At 46.8% G+C, this 18,816-nt stretch carries 19 protein-coding genes; 1 reads left to right on the top strand and 18 read right to left on the bottom strand.

What is annotated here, in order from left to right:
* Positions 1-28: 28 nt before the first annotated feature.
* The 8 genes from Q0785_RS12530 to Q0785_RS12565 all read right to left on the bottom strand — a co-directional run bounded on the left by Q0785_RS12530 (position 29) and on the right by Q0785_RS12565 (position 8,754).
* A complete protein-coding gene (locus tag Q0785_RS12530; RefSeq protein ID WP_223637965.1) occupies positions 29-1,141 on the bottom strand; it encodes a Nif3-like dinuclear metal center hexameric protein in 1,113 nt (370 codons plus the stop codon).
* Positions 1,128-1,841, bottom strand: coding sequence for a tRNA (adenine(22)-N(1))-methyltransferase TrmK (locus tag Q0785_RS12535; protein WP_298830237.1), 714 nt, complete (start codon positions 1,839-1,841; stop codon positions 1,128-1,130). The genes Q0785_RS12530 and Q0785_RS12535 overlap by 14 nt, the downstream gene beginning before the upstream one ends.
* A 62-nt stretch (positions 1,842-1,903) precedes the next feature.
* A complete protein-coding gene (cccA, locus tag Q0785_RS12540; RefSeq protein WP_223637971.1) occupies positions 1,904-2,293 on the bottom strand; it encodes a cytochrome c550 in 390 nt (129 codons plus the stop codon).
* A 250-nt stretch (positions 2,294-2,543) separates the two neighbouring features.
* Positions 2,544-3,683 carry an acyl-CoA dehydrogenase gene (locus Q0785_RS12545; RefSeq protein WP_298830239.1) on the bottom strand — a complete coding sequence of 380 codons (1,140 nt, stop codon included), beginning with the start codon at positions 3,681-3,683 and terminating at the stop codon, positions 2,544-2,546.
* 152 nt (positions 3,684-3,835) lie between these two features.
* Positions 3,836-4,990 (bottom strand): RNA polymerase sigma factor RpoD, encoded by a 1,155-nt coding sequence (gene rpoD / locus Q0785_RS12550; protein WP_142827801.1) that lies wholly within the window; start codon positions 4,988-4,990, stop codon positions 3,836-3,838.
* Between the two features lie 33 nt (positions 4,991-5,023).
* Entirely contained in the window at positions 5,024-6,829 is a 1,806-nt protein-coding gene (dnaG, locus tag Q0785_RS12555; protein ID WP_298830241.1) for a DNA primase, read from the bottom strand.
* Positions 6,830-7,298: 469 nt separating this feature from the next.
* Positions 7,299-8,105 (bottom strand): pyruvate, water dikinase regulatory protein, encoded by an 807-nt coding sequence (locus Q0785_RS12560; RefSeq protein ID WP_223637980.1) that lies wholly within the window; start codon positions 8,103-8,105, stop codon positions 7,299-7,301.
* 10 nt (positions 8,106-8,115) lie between these two features.
* Complete coding sequence (locus Q0785_RS12565; protein WP_223637982.1) at positions 8,116-8,754, bottom strand: helix-turn-helix transcriptional regulator; 639 nt, start codon at positions 8,752-8,754, stop codon at positions 8,116-8,118.
* A gap of 324 nt (positions 8,755-9,078) precedes the next feature.
* Here Q0785_RS12565 and Q0785_RS12570 point away from each other — a divergent pair, with 324 nt between their 5' ends.
* The gene (locus tag Q0785_RS12570; RefSeq protein ID WP_298830246.1) at positions 9,079-10,455 is read left to right on the top strand and encodes a glycine--tRNA ligase; all 1,377 of its coding nucleotides are present in this window, start codon (positions 9,079-9,081) and stop codon (positions 10,453-10,455) included.
* Between the two features lie 145 nt (positions 10,456-10,600).
* On the opposite strand, the gene Q0785_RS12575 is transcribed toward Q0785_RS12570, so the two are convergent.
* The 10 genes from Q0785_RS12575 to floA form a co-directional block, all read right to left on the bottom strand.
* Positions 10,601-10,786: a hypothetical protein gene (locus Q0785_RS12575; RefSeq protein ID WP_298830247.1), complete on the bottom strand. Its 186-nt coding sequence runs from the start codon at positions 10,784-10,786 to the stop codon at positions 10,601-10,603.
* 60 nt (positions 10,787-10,846) lie between these two features.
* A complete protein-coding gene (gene recO / locus Q0785_RS12580; protein WP_298830249.1) occupies positions 10,847-11,629 on the bottom strand; it encodes a DNA repair protein RecO in 783 nt (260 codons plus the stop codon).
* 12 nt (positions 11,630-11,641) lie between these two features.
* Positions 11,642-12,559 (bottom strand): GTPase Era, encoded by a 918-nt coding sequence (gene era / locus Q0785_RS12585; RefSeq protein WP_223637988.1) that lies wholly within the window; start codon positions 12,557-12,559, stop codon positions 11,642-11,644.
* Positions 12,543-12,953, bottom strand: a complete 411-nt coding sequence (locus tag Q0785_RS12590) for a cytidine deaminase (RefSeq protein WP_223637990.1) — start codon at positions 12,951-12,953, stop codon at positions 12,543-12,545. Before Q0785_RS12590 ends, era begins: the two co-directional genes overlap by 17 nt.
* 19 nt (positions 12,954-12,972) lie before the next feature.
* Entirely contained in the window at positions 12,973-13,326 is a 354-nt protein-coding gene (locus Q0785_RS12595; RefSeq protein ID WP_298830254.1) for a diacylglycerol kinase family protein, read from the bottom strand.
* Positions 13,313-13,795, bottom strand: a complete 483-nt coding sequence (gene ybeY, locus Q0785_RS12600) for an rRNA maturation RNase YbeY (protein ID WP_298830256.1) — start codon at positions 13,793-13,795, stop codon at positions 13,313-13,315. Before ybeY ends, Q0785_RS12595 begins: the two co-directional genes overlap by 14 nt.
* Positions 13,796-13,809: 14 nt before the next feature.
* Positions 13,810-15,930 (bottom strand): HDIG domain-containing metalloprotein, encoded by a 2,121-nt coding sequence (locus Q0785_RS12605; RefSeq protein ID WP_298830258.1) that lies wholly within the window; start codon positions 15,928-15,930, stop codon positions 13,810-13,812.
* Positions 15,931-16,107: 177 nt separating this feature from the next.
* Positions 16,108-17,067, bottom strand: a complete 960-nt coding sequence (locus Q0785_RS12610; protein WP_298830260.1) for a PhoH family protein — start codon at positions 17,065-17,067, stop codon at positions 16,108-16,110.
* Between the two features lie 233 nt (positions 17,068-17,300).
* Complete coding sequence (locus Q0785_RS12615; RefSeq protein ID WP_298830261.1) at positions 17,301-17,798, bottom strand: hypothetical protein; 498 nt, start codon at positions 17,796-17,798, stop codon at positions 17,301-17,303.
* Between the two features lie 30 nt (positions 17,799-17,828).
* Positions 17,829-18,815: a flotillin-like protein FloA gene (gene floA, locus Q0785_RS12620; RefSeq protein ID WP_223638019.1), complete on the bottom strand. Its 987-nt coding sequence runs from the start codon at positions 18,813-18,815 to the stop codon at positions 17,829-17,831.
* Position 18,816 lies beyond the last annotated feature (1 nt).

Raw genomic sequence — 18,816 nt, forward strand, 5'->3', positions numbered from 1 at the left:
AAAAAAAAGAGGCCGCAGCCTCTTCTTTTTAAATGAACCGGAAAGGTTCCGTATTCGTCTGTGACGGCAGGAATTCGCATTGCCAAGTCGGCTGCTGCTTGGACATATGGTCCACAACGCCCTGGATCATCACTTTTTCTACATGATGCCCTGGATCGATGACATGCAGCCCCATCGCCTCTGCGTCCTGTGCGACATGGAAATACAGATCGCCTGTAACATAAACGTCTGCTCCTGCGCGCTTGGCCTGTTGGATGTATTTATTGCCATCGCCTCCGAGCACGGCCACTTTTTTGATGGTGGCATTCGGATCACCTACCATGCGTAGTGACGGAACATCCAATTGCTGTTTTGCCCAATCGGCAAATTCGCTCAATGCCATCGGGGTCTCCAATGTTCCGACGCGTCCCAGCCCCATCGCAATTTCTTTGTTTTCCAAAGTAAAGACATCATATGCCACTTCTTCGTAGGGATGCGCCGCGATCATCGCTTTGATGACGCGATCTTTTTCGTTCTTGCGGACGACGACTTCCACTTTCGATTCAGCCGTCACTTCCATTTTCCCGGCTTCTCCGATATAGGGATCTGCTTCAAAAGTCGGGCGGAAACGGCCGGTACCGGATAAGGTATAGCTGCAGTATTCATAATCGCCGATCGCTCCGGCTCCTGCTTTGCCGAAGGCATCACGAACGGCCTCTTCATGGCTTTCCGGAACGAAGACCGCAATTTTCACCAATTCCGCTTCATAGGTCGGAACCAGAACGCTGGTGTTTTTCAATCCCAGGGCATCCGCCAACAAATCATTGACTCCGCCAGTTGCTACATCCAGGTTCGTGTGTGCGGCATAGACGGCAATATCGGATTTGATGATTTTTTCCATCAGACGTCCTTGTGGAAAATCGGTCTGCAGGTTTTTTAACGGACGAAAAATCGGAGGATGATGCGCAATGATCAATCCCGCGCCTTTGGCAATCGCTTCATCCACGACTTCTTCATTGACATCCAGTGTCACCAGGACCCGTTCGATTTTCTTATTCAACGATCCTACATGCAAACCGATTGGATCGCCTTCCATTGCCAGATACTTGGGCGACCATTTCTCGAATTCTTCAATGATTTGCTGGCCATTAGGAATTTTCACGCTGCAGCACCTCTTCCACCAATTGAATTTTTTCGATCAATTCCTGTTTTTTCCCGATGATTTCCATCGTCTGAGCTGTCGCTTCCATTGAAGCGACAATATTTTTCCATTGTTCGCTTTCACGGATCCATTTTTCACGGAAAATCTCCGTCTTTTGCTTCATCAGTTCCGGCCCCATCAATAATTGCTGTTGAGTCAATAAAACAGGTGACAACGTTTTTTCAAGCACCAGAATTTCATAAATCTTTTCATTTTCCTTTAATATTTCTTCTTCTGTAATAACCCAGTCGTTCGCAGCTGCCCAATCACGGATGGATTTGGCATGGACATTCGGCTGCAGAATCAACCGTTCCACCCCATCAAGCCGTTCTTTCCCCTGTTCCAAAATCGAGCAGATCAACGGACCGCCCATACCTGCAATGGTGACAGCATTAATGCCGTCTTCAGGCTGGATGGCATCAAGTCCGCTTGCCAGCCGGACATCAATCTGTCCGGTAAGGCCTTCCTGCTGTACTTGTTTCCGGGCCGATTCAAAAGGGCCTTTGACAACTTCTCCAGCAACTGCCTTGTCCGCTACTCCGTTCAATACCAGGTAACAGGGCAGATAAGCGTGATCGCTGCCGATATCTGCGACCACCGCGCCTTTAGGCACGTGATAGGCCACTCTTGTCAACCGGTGTGATAATTGTTGAGCATTCATTGAAATCCTCCTAATTTGACAGAAAAACCCTTAGCTCCAGAAGAACTAAGGGTTTTTAGATGCTATTCGAGTGATAATACCCACTCAGCCATTGCTGCTACGTTCTCTTCTGGAACAAGCCCGCCTGGCATCGTGCCTTTACCGTTGATCAAAATTTCTTCGATATCTTCTTGTGGAAGTTCAGTGCCAACTAATGATGGACCTACTCCGCCTTCATAGCTTGAACCGTGACAAGAAATACAGTTTGCCTGTGCGTGTGCTTCAGGATCGAAATCCCCTTCAGCTGTTTCTCCGCCTTCTTCACCTTCAGCAGCTTCTCCGCCGCCTTCTTCTGTTGCATGTTCTTCTGCGATTTCAGCTTCGTTGTTAACTCCTTCTATTGATAAGAAGAAAATTAAACCAATACCGAACGCCATGATTAAGATATAAGGTACAATTGCATTTTTTTGCATCCGTTACCCCTCCCTCTACTAAGTTCTGCTTTATGATATTATTCGTATCATTCATTATTGTACTGTATTATCCATGAAACGAAAAGTCTTATCAGGCAACTTTTCCTTCTTTGTGACAAAAACGGTAATTTAATTTTTATTCGTCACAGGCTGGCATAGCTTTTCCACGATACTTTCCTGATAAAAGAAATATCCAACAAAAATTTCTGCAACGATAAAAGCCCCGCTGCATGCGGGGCTTTTAAAATTCTCAGCAGCCGATCTGGCGTGCGATGACCATACGCTGAATTTCAGAAGTGCCCTCACCGATTTCCAATAATTTTGCATCACGCATATAGCGCTCTACTTCATATTCCTTCATATAGCCGTAGCCTCCGTGGATTTGAATGGCTTCGTCGGCCACTTCCATGGAGATTTCAGAAGCATAAAGCTTCGCCATTGAAGCCTCTTTCGTGAACGGACGTCCCTGATCTTTCAGCCAAGCGGCTTTATAGACCATATTGCGTGCCAATTCAATCTTCATGGCCATATCCGCCAGCTTGAATTGAGTCACCTGGAACTCGGATAGAGGCTTGCCGAACTGCTTGCGTTCTTTTGAATAAGCCAGCGCTTTGTTAAACGCCGCCTGGGCGATGCCTACAGCCATAGCGGCAATGCCGATACGCCCGCCGTCAAGCGTCACCAGGAACTGCTTAAAGCCGTCACCACGTTTGCCTAACAGGTTTTCTTTCGGCACACGGACATTGTCCAACACCAGTTCTGTCGTATTGGAAGAATGCAGGCCCATTTTTTCGTAATTGTCGATGATGGTAAAGCCTTCAGCATCCGTCGCTACGATGATGGCGCTGATTTCCTTCTTGCCATCGTTCATACCGGTAATCGCGGTAATCGCCAAATGTTTGGCATGGCTGGCATTCGTGATGTAGACCTTCGAACCATTGATGACCCAATCGTCGCCATCTTCCACTGCGCGGGTTTCAGTTCCTCCAGCATCCGATCCGGCATTGGGTTCCGTCAATCCGAAAGCACCGAATGATTCGCCGCTACAGATCGGCGCCAGGTATTTTTCTTTTTGTTCTTCAGTCCCGAATAAATTCAGCGGTGCCCCGCCAAGCGAAATATGCGCAGAATAAGTGATGCCTGTAGATGCGCAGGCACGGCTCAATTCTTCTGTCACAATAGCAAAACTGGTGGTGTCCGATCCGGCTCCGCCATACTTTTCATCAAACGGCAAGCCCATCATCCCCATGTTGGACAGCTGTTTAAAGATTTCAGTCGGAAATGCTTTGGAACGGTCGCGGTCAATGGCACCTGGTGCCACCACCTTATCGGCAAATTCCTTGATGGTCTTTTTGATCATCTGTTGTTCTTGTGTCAAATCGAAATCCATTTGTGTACATCCCCTTTATTGTGAATACGCTTACAACTTTCATTATATAGGGAAAATTAAGACAAACTCAAGCTTTAACTGGAATTCCTTTTTATCTGATTCATAAAAAGAGCCGCTTTCCGGAAAATCCGGCAGCGGCTAAAGTCTTTTTTCTATTCAAGGAAATCTTTCAGGCGTTTGCTGCGGGAAGGATGGCGCAGTTTTCGCAAAGCTTTCGCTTCAATCTGGCGAATCCGCTCGCGCGTAACACCAAACACTTTGCCCACTTCTTCCAATGTCCGCGTACGGCCATCGTCCAAGCCGAAACGGAGGCGCAGGACGTTTTCTTCACGGTCGGTCAAAGTGTCCAGCACATCTTCCAATTGCTCTTTCAACAATTCATAAGCAGCGTGATCAGATGGCGATTGCGCATCCGAATCCTCGATAAAGTCACCCAAATGCGAATCATCTTCTTCACCGATCGGCGTTTCCAATGAAACAGGCTCTTGAGCGATTTTCAGGATTTCCCGCACTTTTTCAGGCAACAGGTCCATCTCTTCCCCGATTTCTTCCGGAGAAGGCTCTCGGCCAAGATCCTGAAGCAGCTGGCGCTGTACACGGATCAGCTTATTGATGGTTTCAACCATATGGACAGGGATACGAATTGTCCGCGCCTGGTCGGCGATGGCGCGTGTAATCGCCTGACGAATCCACCACGTTGCATAGGTACTGAACTTGAATCCTTTTGAGTAGTCGAACTTCTCGACGGCTTTGATCAAGCCCATATTCCCTTCCTGGATCAAATCCAGGAACAGCATACCGCGGCCGACATATCGCTTAGCGATACTGACGACCAAACGCAGGTTGGCTTCGGCAAGACGTTTTTTTGCCTCTTCATCACCTTGTTCGATCAATTTAGCGAGGCGGACTTCTTCTTCCGCTTTAAGCAAATCGACACGGCCGATTTCTTTCAGGTACATCCGGACAGGGTCATTAATTTTGACGCCAGGCGGTACACTTAAATCATTCAAGTCGAATTTATCTTCAGTCGGTTTCATCAAGCGATCCAAATGTTCTTCATCATCGGATTTCCGCTCCAATTCGATGCCGTGGCCTTCCAGTTGATCGATAAACTCTTCCACTGCATCGGATTCCATTTCGAAAACCGCTAATTTATCGGCAATTTGTTCGTAATTGAGCTCTCCGGTTTTTTTACCTGTTTCGATGAGCTGTTTTTTCGCTTCTTCGACAGTTGCTTCCGGACCTTCAGTAGTCAATGGTACATTGCTAGCTTCAACTTCAGTTTGGCGTTCAGATTTCTCAGCCATGTGACTTCCTCCTTTAAAAAAACCGGAATTAACTTACAATGATTTCCGTAAAGCAATCACTTCTTGTGCAAGAAGTAAAGCGCGCTTAAGGTCATGCTGTTTTTCCGCTTCTTTTGATTGCTGGATTTTTAGATTGATTTGCTGTTCGACCCGATGTTTTTGCAGATGCTTCAAACAATCGGAAATTTCTTCATCCGCATGTTCCGGATCGCGTTCGGATAATGCAGTTTCCATGACAAGCTTGCGGAGTTCTGCATCCTGCAAAGTCTCCAGGAATTTATGGAAATCAGCTTTATCCCATTCTTCATAGAAACCGAGCAATTGAACGTACAGCGCCTGGAATTCCTCACTGACAAAGGGTATGCCATTGTCTTCAACCGCTAATTTATCCATAACTGACGGATCTGCCAGGGCATGCGATAGGAGTATCCGTTCCGCCCTATGCAGTGAAGTGACCCGTTTCGGCTCTTTTTTTGCCATCTTCGCTGCAGGAGTTTGTGATTCAGGACGGTTCCGTTCGATCGTCTTGTTTTCCAATTTCCGATAATGCTGTAGGATCGCTTCTTGAGATAATCCGGTTTCCTCTGATAATTGCTTTATATATAAATCCCGCTCTAGAGGCGAGGATCTACCGGCCAGAAGTTGCAGCACTTCCTGAATATATTGCAGCAGGTCATTCTCATACTGGAAATTCTTGTTCCTGCGGGCGTGCATCATGGCGAATGCAATAAATGCATGCGGTTTGCCGATGATCTGTTCCTTAAAGGCTTCCGCCCCTTTTTCGCGGACAAAGTCATCCGGGTCCATCTTGCCTGGCAGGACTGCCACTTCCACTTTGAAATTATCTTCATTGAGGGCGATTGCAGCACGTCTAGCGGCTTCCCAACCTGCATCATCGCCATCGAAGCAGATGACGACTTCCTGGGCGAAACGCTTCATTTGGCGGATATGCTGAGCAGTTAGTGATGTGCCCATCGTCGCTAAAGCATTGTCAACTCCTGCTTTACCCGCTGCAATGACATCCATAAACCCTTCAAACAAAATGATTTTCCGATTTTTTCGTATAGCGCTTCTGGCATGATGTACATTATAGAGCACTTGGCTTTTTTGGAAAATCGGAGATTCCGGGCTGTTCATATATTTGGCTTCCTGTTTAGTCTGTTCTAGGACCCTTCCTGAAAAGGCGATGACTTTGCCGTTTTCATTCATGATCGGAAACATGATCCTCCCACGAAATCGATCAAAATAGCCGCTTGACTGCTCTCGGGCAATCGCTAAACCGCTTGTTTCGAGTTCTTCTTCGCTAAAGCCTTTTCGCTTCAGCGCAGACGCCATATAATTCCATTCCGGAAGCGACCACCCGATTTTATTTTTTTCGATGATTTCCCGGGTAAAGCCCCTATTTTCCAAATAGTCCAATGCCACTTGGCCTTCTTCCGTATTCAATAGAATATGGTGGTACATGTCCGCAGCAAACTCGTGCATCAAAATCAGTTGATGATCACTTTTTGATTGCACCGGACCGGAATCGGCAGGGGCCTGTATATCGACATCTATGCCTGAACGGCTTCCGAGTCTCGATAAAGCATCCTGAAATGTTATGTTTTCAATATCCATCAGAAAAGTGATGACATTGCCACCAGCTCCACAGCCAAAGCAATGAAAAATCTGCTTATCGGCAGTGACCGAAAAAGACGGTGTGCTTTCTCCATGAAAAGGGCAAAGGCCGAACCAATTGCGGCCCCTTTTTGTTAACTGAACATACTCACCCACGACATCCACAATATCTGTGCTGGAACGGATTTTCTCGATCACTTCTTCTGGAACTCGATTGGACATTATTTTCACCATCTTTGTTTGCTTAACTTATTTAATTCGTGATACAAAGACAAAATCCTTCATTTTTCGACAAAAAGATAAGCAAACTATTTCTGACACATTCTAAGCTAAAAAATGAATACGTATTCCAAAATAAGTAAGAGGAAAGGAGTTGAAGAAATTGCTCCATACCGCCGCTTCTCACTACACAACAAAATGCCGATATCTACTCGGACATCGAGCCTGAGTCAGTTCGGCACAAGCCTTGAAAGCAGGCATGACGGGAGGCCTCGCCTGCTTCTCGCCCATGAAGATAGGTGAGAAAGCGGAGTTGGATCTAACATACCCATATCGGAATATTCCTCTTCAAATACTACTCAATTTAACTTATATAATAAGCTTTAGCCACAATTCTTCATTATAAAACGTTTTTATGAAAAAATCCACCAAAAAGAAAGAAAAACCGCCAGTACAGGTGGTTTTCCCGAAATCACTTTTGAAGTTTGCTTAATATCAGGTTGGCGGTTTCTTCTACAGCGCGATTTGTCACATCAAGGATTTCGCAACCGATACGATCCACCACTTTATGGAAATGGCCGATTTCTTCGTGGATGCGGTCCAACTTCGCATAATTGGCATCATCGTTCAATCCGAGGGCGATCAACCGCTCTTTGCGGATGCTGTTGAGCTTGTCCGGCGAAATCACCAATCCAAAGCATTTTTTTGGATCTACATGGTATAGCTCATCCGGCGGATCAACTTCCGGCACCAGCGGAACGTTCGCGACCTTCAAGCGCTTATGTGCCAAGTACTGGGATAAAGGCGTCTTGGATGTTCTTGAAATTCCGACCAAGACGATATCGGCCATCAGTATGCCGCGTGGATCCCGTCCGTCGTCGTATTTGACGGCAAATTCGATGGCTTCCACTTTTTTGAAATAGTCATCATCCAATTTACGGACAAGGCCTGCTTCCTGCAGCGGAGGTGCATCGAGTTCTTTTTCCAACGCGTCCAAAAGAGGGCCCATCAGATCCACAGCAGCCACGGAAAACTTAGCGGTTTCAGCCTCCATATAATTACGCAGCTCCTGGGAGACCAGCGTATAGACGATGAAGGCTTTTTGAGCAACAGCCAATTTAATGATCTCCTGCAGATGGTCGATGGAATCGATATAAGGAAAGCGTTTCAGTATAGCATTTTGATCATTATTAAGATATTGGCTGATGGCCGCCTTTGCGACCAGTTCCCCTGTCTCTCCGACCGAATCGGAGACAATGAACAAACGGAGTGAATTCATAGTTGGCACCTCACAAATCGTGGTTTTCCGATAGCGATAAAAACGCACGAGTAATATTCGTTTTTGTTAATCTGCCGACGACTTTGAAGCCATCCGGCTGTTCTTCCACCACTGGCAAGGCATCGATTTGCTGATTGATCAGGCGATGCGCTGCCTGTATCAGGGATTCGTTTTTGGCGCAGTACGTGATGTTCGGCATGCGCGTCATAATGATATGTACAGGAATGCCTGTCAGGTTCTGGCTGCCCAGACTAGCACGAAGCAAGTCTTTTCTTGAAAGCACCCCAGTCAGATGCGATTTTTTGTCCACGACAAATAGCGTGCCGACATCGTCCAAAAACATCTGGCTGATAGCGTCGTATACACTGACATCTTCCCTGACGACGACCGGAATCGACTGAAAGTCTTTGACCTTCATGTTATTCATGGTATCTGTAACATCCTGACCCGGTTTTTTGCCCGAATAAAAATAGCCAACACGCGGACGGGCATCTAAAAAGCCTGCCATTGTCAGGATGGCTAAGTCAGGTCGTAGCGTTGATCTTGTTAAGTTTAGTCGATCCGCAATCTGTTCGCCAGTAATCGGACCATTGCCTTTAACGATCTGTAATATTTCTTCTTGCCGTTTATTGAGTTCGATTGGACTCACCGCCTCAAAATATATATATGTTATACTCAATACCAATTATTATATACTAATTAACACGATATTGCGAAGAAAACTTCACCATGGTACAATATGAAGGAACTTAACAGAGGCAATGACGGATAGATAAGTACTGTAACAGAAGCGAGCAGGGATGGTGAAAGCCTGCAACTACAGGAAAAGGTGATCCAGAGCCATTTTTTATTTTAAGCGGGCTGCATTTTGCAGTCAATCGAGGTGGAACCGCGGGTCTTAACGTACTCGTCCTCGGACATGATGACATGTCCGTGGATGGGTACGATTTTTTTATTTTATGGAGGTAATTTTATGTCAATGGAAGATGTAGTAGCATTAGCGAAACACAGAGGATTTGTATTCCCCGGCTCTGAAATTTATGGAGGATTGGCGAATACGTGGGATTACGGCCCACTTGGCGTTGAATTGAAAAACAATATCAAAAAAGCATGGTGGAAAAAATTCGTCCAGGAATCTCCTTATAATGTGGGGTTGGACGCAGCTATCCTGATGAACCCTAAAACTTGGGTCGCTTCAGGACATGTCGGCAACTTCAACGACCCGATGATCGACTGTAAGAGCTGTAAAACCCGCCACCGCGCGGATAAATTGATTGAAGATGCATTAGACGCCAAAGGCATCGAAATGATTGTCGACGGCTTGTCTTTTGATCGGATGGCGGAACTGATCCAGGAACACGAAGTGAAATGCCCGACATGCGGCAAACAGGACTTCACAGAAGTTCGCCAGTTCAACTTGATGTTCAAGACGTTCCAAGGCGTTACTGAAGCTTCAACCAATGAAATCTTCCTGCGTCCCGAAACGGCTCAGGGAATTTTCGTCAATTATAAGAACGTACAGCGTTCAATGCGCAAGAAAATGCCATTCGGGATTGCCCAGATCGGCAAAAGTTTCCGCAATGAAATCACACCTGGCAACTTCACTTTCCGGACGCGCGAATTCGAACAAATGGAACTTGAGTTCTTCTGCAAGCCTGGTGAAGACTTGGAATGGTATGCTTACTGGCGCGATTTCTGCAAAAAATGGTTATTGGATTTGAACATTACCGAAGACAATATCCGCCTGCGCGAGCATGAAGAAGATGAACTTTCGCATTACTCGAATGCCACTGTGGATATCGAATACAAATTCCCATTCGGCTGGGGCGAGCTTTGGGGCATTGCTGACCGCACCGACTTTGACCTGAAACGCCATATGGAGCATTCCGGCGAGGATTTCAATTACATCGATCCAGCAACAAACGAACGTTACGTGCCGTATTGTATCGAACCTTCCCTGGGTGCTGACCGTGTTACATTGGCATTCCTCGTAGATGCATTCAGCGAAGAAGAACTTGAAAATGACGAAAAACGCACTGTTTTACGCTTCCACCCGGCATTGGCTCCTTATAAAGCTGCTGTTTTGCCATTGTCTAAGAAATTGGCTGAAGGTGCGACAGAAGTCTTCTCAGACCTTGCCAAACATTTCATGGTGGAGTATGACGAATCCCAATCCATCGGCAAACGCTACCGCCGCCAGGATGAAATCGGTACACCGTTCTGCATCACCTACGACTTTGATTCTGTCGAAGACGGCCAGGTAACCGTGCGCCACCGTGATTCCATGGAGCAGACACGCATGCCGATCGCTGAAGTACAGGCTTATATCGAAAAGCATATCAAATTTTAATCTTTCAACATGATATTCCGCAAAACAACTCCGCTTTCGGGCCTGCAGGATGCGGGTCATGCAGCTGGCGCGACAGGACGTCGCGGTGCGAGCTGCCAAGGGCTTGCGCTGAACTAACTCGGGCCATTGCCCGAGTGGATTTCTCTTAGGTCGCTGCGCTGTTCCCGCGGGAGTCTCCGTTGTTTTGCTCCATATCATTAAATGTAGTTGGCCTATCCAGTAAATCATTGGCTATCGAAAAAATTTTTAATTTGATAACCTTCATGATTCTGTATAGAAAAAGTGAAGAGCAAGGAAGGGCAAAGACATGCTCACGAACTGCTTCGTCCATCTGGAAAGATTCCTAACTCCTTTATCAACTAATAACAAAACAAAAAGAGTTGCCGAAAGACTATTCGTCTTTCGGCAACTCTTCTTTTTTCGGTAAAAATTCCGGCGTCCGCTCCAATTGCTCAAGGAACTTCCTGGACTTCAGGCGGATTCCTGCTTTTTCTTCGTAAATTGTGCGGACGATTTGTTTGAGCAGGCTCTTGGATTCTTTTTTCAAAGTCAAGGAACCTACCCGCTCAATCGGCACAAAATAGAAGGTGCGGATCAGTTTCACTAGAGCCGGGCTCAAGCGGATGATGTAACGGTCGATATGGAAGCAGCGGTGGCAGAGAAAACCCAATTCCTGAAACGAAAAGGCGAATTCCCCTTCCGTCGCTCCACAGTTTGCGCATTGATGCAGCGTAGGCGCAAGGCCTGCCGCCTGAAGCATCTTCCACTCCACAAACAAAGTGATCGCTTCCGGATCATAGCCTTCGTCAATAGCATGGAGTGCCTGATACAGCATGTCAAAAATGACGGGTTGCGGTTCATCCTGCTCGGTCAGCCGGTCAATCAGTTCGGTGACATAACTGGCATAGGCGGTCGACATGATGTCTTCCCGAATGTGCCGCAATGACTCCAACGGGTCACCTGCCTGCAAGGTTCCCATGCCTCTTCCTTTGTAGATGGAAAACGTTCCATGGGTAAAAACCTGGGTGATGGCAGCCAATCGGCTCGCGGGCTTTTTCGCCCCTCTCGCCATGCAGGTGATCTTCCCCGCTTCTTTCGTAAACAGGGTGACGATCTTATTCGTTTCGCCGTAAGGCATCGTACGAATGACAATTCCCTCTACTTGACTTTGCATGGGAAGGACTCCTTAGTATTCGTCGTCTCTGAAGCCGAAATCGCGCAGATGCATCGCTTTATTGCGCCAGTCCTTTTGCACTTTGACCCAAAGTTCCAAATACACTTTCGAGCCAAGCAGGTTCTCGATGTCTTGGCGTGCACGGGTTCCAATCTCCTTAAGGAGCGCCCCTTTTTTGCCGATGACGATGCCCTTTTGGGAGTCGCGCTCGACCATGATGGTCGCTTGGACACGGATCATGTCCTTGTTTTCGGAATCCGGCGCGATTTTTTCGATAACCACCGCAATGGAATGCGGAATTTCTTCGCGCGTCAAATGCAGGGCCTTTTCACGGATCAACTCGGAAATGATGAAGCGTTCCGGGTGGTCGGTGATTTGGTCAGCTGGGTAGTATTGCGGGCCTTCTGGAAGGCGCTCGCTGATTTTGGCCAATAGGTTCTCGACGTTATTTCCTTGCAATGCTGAAATCGGGATCGCTTCTGCAAAATCGAATTCCTTGCGGTACGATTCGATGATTTTCGGCAAATTATCCGGATGCACTTGGTCGATCTTGTTGATGACCAGAAATACCGGCACATCGATGCCTTTCAGCATATCCAGCACATAGCGGTCTTCTTTGCCGACACGGTCGACGCCGCTTGCGACAAACAACAGCACATCCACTTCACGGAACGTGTTTTTCGCAACCTTCAGCATAAAGTCACCCAATTTATGGCGGGGTTCGTTGATGCCAGGCGTGTCAATGAAAATCATTTGGCTTTCATTGGTGGTCACGACGCCTTGTACTTTGTTGCGTGTGGTTTGGGGCTTGTCACTCATAATGGCAATCTTCTGGCCCACTACTCGGTTCAGGAATGTCGATTTGCCGACATTCGGACGACCGATGATTGAAATGAACCCTGATTTGAATCCGTTATTCTCTGGCTGCATATTTTAAATCCTCCGTTGAAAATGCGCCGGGAAGCAATTCACTGATAGTTGTTTCCTGGACGTCACCTTTTAAATTTGTTAAGTAAACCGGCATGTCCGGCGAACAAAACTCGGCCAATACCTGTCTGCATGCGCCACAAGGCGATACAGGCCCCGGAGTGTCCGCAGACACAGCAAGTGCCACAAACGTCTTATCGCCTTCAGAAACAGCTTTGAACACCGCTGTGCGCTCTGCACAATTCGTCATGGAATAGCCGGCGTTTTCAATATTGCAGCCCATGTACACCTTGCCGTCAGCTGTCAGCAAGGCTGCACCGACAGGAAATTTCGAATAAGGCACATATGCATTGCTGCGTGCCGCTATCGCTTGCTTCATCAATTGTTCTTTTTCCATGTTTATCACCTCTGCGAATTTAAAACCATTTGGGTAGAAATATCAGTAATCCAATTATAGCACTTGCTGCCGCAAATACCAAAACGGCACCTGCCGCCATATCCTTGGCCTGTTTGGCAAGTGGATGCAGCTCAGCTGTCGCCAGGTCGACAACCCGTTCGATGGCCGAGTTGACCATCTCCAGCGCGATCATGCCGCCGATCAACAGGATGACCATCAGCCATTCCAAGTAGGACAGCCCTGTCAACCAACCGGCCAGCACGACAATTACAGCAGCCAGAAAATGAAAGCGAATGTTTTGTTCACGCTTTAAGGCGTTCCCGATGCCTTGAGCTGCAAATTGGAAAGAGCGGAAAAATCTACGCGCCGTCATGCTTATCACGCGTGATGCCGAGTGAAACCAGGATCTCCTCTTGACGGGAAAACATTTTCTTTTCTTCTTCCTCTGTCATATGGTCATACCCCAGCAGATGCAAAAAGCCGTGGACAGCCAGAAAGCCCAGTTCACGCTCGAACGAATGGCCGTAATCGGCGGCCTGCTCTTTTGTACGGTCCAGCGAAATGATGATATCGCCTAGCATCCTCGGCTCGGGTGAACCGATGATGGCCGTTTCCCCTTCGCCTAATTCTTCCATAGCAAACGAAATGACATCTGTCGGCTGGTCTTTGCCGCGGTATTCGCGGTTGATGTCACGGATCATTTCATTGGTGACGAAAGTCACTGATACTTCTGACTGACCCAATCCCTCTTCTTTTGCTGCGTGCTCCAGTATTTTTTGCACAAAATCCAGTTCCTGCTGTTTCAGGCTTTCCGTTTCATCCATAAAATCGATTGCAATCATAGCAGTTCCTCCTGTCAATTGGTTTCTTTCGGATATTCGATGCGGGAATGGAAGATGCCATTCAAGGTTTCGCACATAACCGCTTTTACTTTCTTCAGCTCTTTCAAGGATATATCACATTCCTCGAATTGCCCATCCTTCAGTTTATCTTCTACAATCGATTCCACCAATTTTTTTATCTTTTCTGATGTTGGTTCCTTCATCGAACGCACAGCTGCTTCCAGGCTGTCCGCAATGCAGATGATGGCGATTTCCTTGGTTTGCGGCTTTGGCCCTACGTAGCGGTAGGACTCCTCTTTGGTATCTGGATCCGTTTCTTTCGCTTTGTAATAGAAGAACTTCAATAAGCTGGTGCCGTGGTGCTGCGCCGCCACATCCACAATTTCCTTGGGCATCTTGTATTTTTTAAGCATCCGGGCTCCTTGCACACCGTGCGCGAGGATGATGTCCCGGCTTTTTTCCGGCGGCAGACGGTCATGCGGATTTTCGATATTCACTTGATTTTCAATGAAGAACTGCGGCTGTTTGGTTTTGCCGATATCGTGGTAATAGCAGCCGACTCTGGCCAGCAGGCCGTTGGCACCAATCGCTTCACAGGAAGCGTCCGCCAAATTGGCGACCATCAGGCTATGGTGATAGGTGCCCGGCGTTTCCATCAAGATTTTTTTCAATAATGGATGATTCGGATTGGACAGCTCGATCAGCCGCATGGCCGACAGCATCCCGAATGCCGACTCGAAAAACGGCAGCAAACCAATTGCCAATGCACCGGACAATAATCCCGATACAACAGCAGCTGTAAAATAAAAGCCGATTTCCGACCAGCTGTATTGCGCCTGTCCGATCAGCAGGTAAAAAGCGACAAACAGTACGTTGGCCCCTGCCACCGCCAAGCTGATCTGCAGCAGACGTCCTCGGCCGCCATCCCGATCAATCAAGTAAATAGCGGTCAATCCACCGAACAGGATATAAAGGGCGACATCCACCTGCAAAGAAGCCGAATAGCCGCTTTGCAGCATGATTCCAGCTGCTGCACTGAGCAGGATTGTCACAAAGACAGCTGCCCGCTCATTGACCAGCAGACGGACAAGCATACCTGCAAGCGCCGTTGGGAAAAGAAAGGCAATAACAAGATCAAAATTTCCACTGACCGCATACAATAACTTCATAAGCGAAAGCGAAATGGCGATTGCTACAATCATGACCAGCAGTTCAGTCGTTTTATTTCTGTCATCCTTCTGTGAACGGGAGATCACCGTCAGCAAGAGTCCCATAGCGATCAAAACAAAAATCAATAGCCCGAGCAACGGTTTATAGTTCAACTGCTCTTCTGTCATTCCAGCCAGTTCCAGTTGTCGATAGACTTCCCTATCCACTATCTGCCCTTCCTGGACAAGGACCTGTCCCTGGAGTATGCGCGTTGGCTCTACACTGCTTCGCACCTGCTCAACCTGGCTTGCTGTCAGTTCCTCATTGACCAGTTCGTTCGGGATGATGCCGAAACGGCCCACAGCCACTGCCGCTTGGACCACGTCAGCTGGAATCTGTTCATTGCGCCGGATATCCTGTTCAATTTCCGTACGGATTCGCGCGACTTCCTCAACGCGTATCGGTTCGCTTAAATAAGATTGAAGCAGCCGGTCTAATTCTTCTTGGACTTCAACGAGTCTTTCAGTCGGCAGTGATACTAAAGAATTCAACATGTCTTCTGTTAAACGGAGGCCATTTTCGCTGGTCTCCATCAAGCGCAATTCTTCCCTAAGCTCTGCAATCATCGCTTCTTGGGAAAGTTCTTCCTGCTCTTCTTCAGTTGGAGCTTTCGCATCGAGTATATAGCCGAAAAGGGATTCGATTACAGCAGATTGGTTAGCGGCAATTTCATCCATGAATTGATAGCTCGGTGCCACTTCTTCCGCCAGCCGTTGTCTTTCCAACTCCGTTTTAATCGGATCTTCTACTGTTTTTTCAGAGCGGATGGTTTCGGATGATAATTGGAATAACCGGATATCATATGTATCTCCCTGAACGGAGTCCATCAAAAAAGCATAGAGCATCAAGCCGGTCAATAAGATGCCAATCGCTATCAATTTTCGGTAACCCATTTTTTCGAAGATTTTTTGTGCTCGTTGACGCATGCCATACACCCCGCATTTCTTATTTCCATCATAACAACTAAAGAAATGGATTTCACCGTGTATTTCTAAAAATTTGAAATTATCTCCATATTTATGGGTTTAAACAATCTAGGCAAGACCGAATTCAACGAAAAAAAAAGATGCAGGGAACGCTCCCTGCATCTTTCCTCATCTTTTTTAGGTAGGCTGATTTTCATAGGCTTCTATGATTTTTGCAACTAGCGGGTGACGAACCACATCGCCGCTTTCAAGATACTGGAAATGGATGTTGCGGACACCTTTTAGAATCGTCTCAGCCGCAATTAATCCAGATTCTGCTCCCTTCGGCAAATCGATCTGCGTTTTATCTCCGGTAATGATCATTTTCGAACCGAAGCCAAGACGCGTCAAGAACATTTTCATCTGCGCTTTGGTGGTATTCTGTGCTTCATCAAGAATGACAAATGCTTCGTCTAAAGTGCGTCCTCTCATGTAAGCGAGAGGGGCAATTTCTATGGTGCCGCGCTCGATCAAGCGATTGGTCTGCTCCAGTCCCAATACATCATGCAGGGAATCATACAGAGGACGCAGGTATGGGTCCACCTTTTCCTTCAGATCACCCGGCAAAAAGCCGAGACTTTCTCCCGCTTCAACGGCAGGACGTGTCAAAATGATTTTCTTCACTTGGCCGTTTTTCAATGCCTGCACGGCCATGACAACTGCCAGATAGGTTTTTCCTGTGCCGGCAGGTCCAATTCCAAATACCAGGTCTTTGCTGCGCACTGCTTGGATGTAATGGCGTTGGCCAATCGTTTTAGCACGGATGGATTTGCCGTTGGCATTGCGCGCCACTTCTTCGTCGTAGAGTTCTGCAAAATATTCAATCGTACCATTTTTGGCCATTTCGATAGCGGAAACAATATCACGCTGATCGATATTGATGTTTTTTCGAATTACCTTCAATAACTGTTCTATTAATAATCTCCCCGTCTGCCTGCCTTCTTCGGAACCGGATAATTTGATGACTTCACCACGGGTGATGATTTGAATGTCGAAAGCTTCTTCGATTAATGTTAAATGATTGTCTGATATCCCGAGCAGCTGAACCGCTTCATTTGGGTCTTTCACATGTAATTCGAGTAGGTTATTTTCTGTCATGTGGACGCTCCTTGGAATCGAGTATTTACTACTGTTTTCACTCTATCATTAAAGATAATCACTTGTAAAACATTTGTCTGATAATGGCCAGTACAAAAGATTTTCTCAGCCATGCCTCTGCTTCCCAGAATAAAGATTGAACATCGATAATTAAATTAAATCACGCTATTTGTTTACATAATATTATTATTTATATAAATAAAAGTCGCCCAGTTTCCACTGGACGACTGCTGCTACCTTTTAGACTTAGGCGGCATTAAAATTTCCGCCATGATAATGCCTCTTCGGACGTCTTCACCACTTAATGGCAAAAGTTCATCATTGCTTTTTTCTGCTCGTGGAGCAGCTGAATCATTTTGTAAGACCCGCGCTTCCGATGCTGAAATAAGATCCTGTATTTCACTTTGTTTATTTCGGGAAGTCACACGACGCTGCACTTCCTTGCGCGCTTCCCGAACCGGAGTCCGTTTTACGGCTTCTTCAGCTTTTCTCTTGACCTGTTCTGTTCGTTCAGGCTGTTGTTTTTTTTGATTCTGCAGTTCTCCATAAATTTCTTTCGCATAATCTTCTACTCGTTTGAACGTTCTTTGTCCGGAACGGTTGTCCCTACCAGTTGATTGTGGTGTCGAGACCGGCCTTGCCGGAGTATCATCATCGGCTGAACCCTTTTTCCCTTTACTGAAAAAAGTGCTTATCGCCATGATGACCAGTCCAAATATGAGAGCTTCCATACGACAAACCTCCCTTATGGTCCACGCCCATTATTTATCGTCAGATTTATCCATGCCAGTTTTCGAAATGGACTCTCGCATACCTGTATCCGCTTGGACATTCTTATAATTGACATAATCCATAACACCGATATTTCCTGTTCGAAGCGCTTCGGACATTGCAAGCGGCACTTCCGCTTCCGCTTCCACAACTTTCGCTCTCATTTCCACAACTTTCGCTTTCATTTCCTGTTCGCTTGCTACGGCCATTGCGCGACGCTCTTCAGCTTTAGCCTGTGCAATTTTCTTATCTGCTTCAGCTTGTTCTGTCTGCAATTCCGCTCCGATGTTTTTGCCGATATCAACGTCTGCGATATCAATCGATAGGATTTCAAATGCCGTACCGGAGTCCAAACCTTTCGATAGGACTGTCTGGGAAATCAAGTCCGGGTTTTCAAGAACTTTTTTATGGCTCGTACTGGAACCGAGTGTCGAAACGATACCTTCACCCACACGGGCAACGATTGTTTCTTCACCTGCACCACCGACTAGACGGTCAATATTGGCACGAACTGTAATTCTGGCTTTTGCTTTAACTTCGATTCCGTCCATCGCCACACCTGCAATAAATGGTGTTTCGATAACTTTCGGGTTAACGGACATTTGAACTGCTTCCAATACATCACGACCTGCAAGGTCAATGGCTGCAGCACGTTCAAATGGCAATTCGATATTGGCGCGATGAGCCGCAATCAATGCATTGACGACGCGGTCAACGTTACCGCCGGCTAAGTAATGGCTTTCCAATTGATTGATGCTTACAGTCAATCCTGCTTTTGACGCTTTGATCAGCGGGTTTACAATCCGTGATGGAATAACCCGGCGCAATCTCATCCCGATCAGTGTAAAGATACTGATTTTTACCCCTGCCGCCAATGCTGAAATCCATAAAGTGATTGGCACAAAAGTGAAGAAAATTGCCAAAATGATGATAATCCCTATTATTGCTGCACCTAAACCAATTGTTTCAAGTCCCATT

This window comes from uncultured Planococcus sp. (genome assembly GCF_947501725.1).
In the GTDB taxonomy this organism is placed as follows: Bacteria; Bacillota; Bacilli; order Bacillales_A; family Planococcaceae; genus Planococcus; species Planococcus donghaensis_C.

What these genes read in the sequence shown, in the direction of transcription:
- Q0785_RS12535 (WP_298830237.1), bottom strand. Translation starts at nt 1,841, where the DNA reads ATGAATGCTCAACAATTATCACACCGGTTGACAAGAGTGGCCTATCAC.
- cccA (WP_223637971.1), bottom strand. Translation starts at nt 2,293, where the DNA reads ATGCAAAAAAATGCAATTGTACCTTATATCTTAATCATGGCGTTCGGT.
- Q0785_RS12545 (WP_298830239.1), bottom strand. Translation starts at nt 3,683, where the DNA reads ATGGATTTCGATTTGACACAAGAACAACAGATGATCAAAAAGACCATC.
- rpoD (WP_142827801.1), bottom strand. Translation starts at nt 4,990, where the DNA reads ATGGCTGAGAAATCTGAACGCCAAACTGAAGTTGAAGCTAGCAATGTA.
- dnaG (WP_298830241.1), bottom strand. Translation starts at nt 6,829, where the DNA reads ATGTCCAATCGAGTTCCAGAAGAAGTGATCGAGAAAATCCGTTCCAGC.
- Q0785_RS12560 (WP_223637980.1), bottom strand. Translation starts at nt 8,105, where the DNA reads ATGAATTCACTCCGTTTGTTCATTGTCTCCGATTCGGTCGGAGAGACA.
- Q0785_RS12570 (WP_298830246.1), top strand. Translation starts at nt 9,079, where the DNA reads ATGTCAATGGAAGATGTAGTAGCATTAGCGAAACACAGAGGATTTGTA.
- Q0785_RS12575 (WP_298830247.1), bottom strand. Translation starts at nt 10,786, where the DNA reads ATGGACGAAGCAGTTCGTGAGCATGTCTTTGCCCTTCCTTGCTCTTCA.
- recO (WP_298830249.1), bottom strand. Translation starts at nt 11,629, where the DNA reads ATGCAAAGTCAAGTAGAGGGAATTGTCATTCGTACGATGCCTTACGGC.
- era (WP_223637988.1), bottom strand. Translation starts at nt 12,559, where the DNA reads ATGCAGCCAGAGAATAACGGATTCAAATCAGGGTTCATTTCAATCATC.
- Q0785_RS12590 (WP_223637990.1), bottom strand. Translation starts at nt 12,953, where the DNA reads ATGGAAAAAGAACAATTGATGAAGCAAGCGATAGCGGCACGCAGCAAT.
- Q0785_RS12595 (WP_298830254.1), bottom strand. Translation starts at nt 13,326, where the DNA reads ATGACGGCGCGTAGATTTTTCCGCTCTTTCCAATTTGCAGCTCAAGGC.
- ybeY (WP_298830256.1), bottom strand. Translation starts at nt 13,795, where the DNA reads ATGATTGCAATCGATTTTATGGATGAAACGGAAAGCCTGAAACAGCAG.
- Q0785_RS12605 (WP_298830258.1), bottom strand. Translation starts at nt 15,930, where the DNA reads ATGCGTCAACGAGCACAAAAAATCTTCGAAAAAATGGGTTACCGAAAA.
- Q0785_RS12610 (WP_298830260.1), bottom strand. Translation starts at nt 17,067, where the DNA reads ATGACAGAAAATAACCTACTCGAATTACATGTGAAAGACCCAAATGAA.
- Q0785_RS12615 (WP_298830261.1), bottom strand. Translation starts at nt 17,798, where the DNA reads ATGGAAGCTCTCATATTTGGACTGGTCATCATGGCGATAAGCACTTTT.
- floA (WP_223638019.1), bottom strand. Translation starts at nt 18,815, where the DNA reads ATGGGACTTGAAACAATTGGTTTAGGTGCAGCAATAATAGGGATTATC.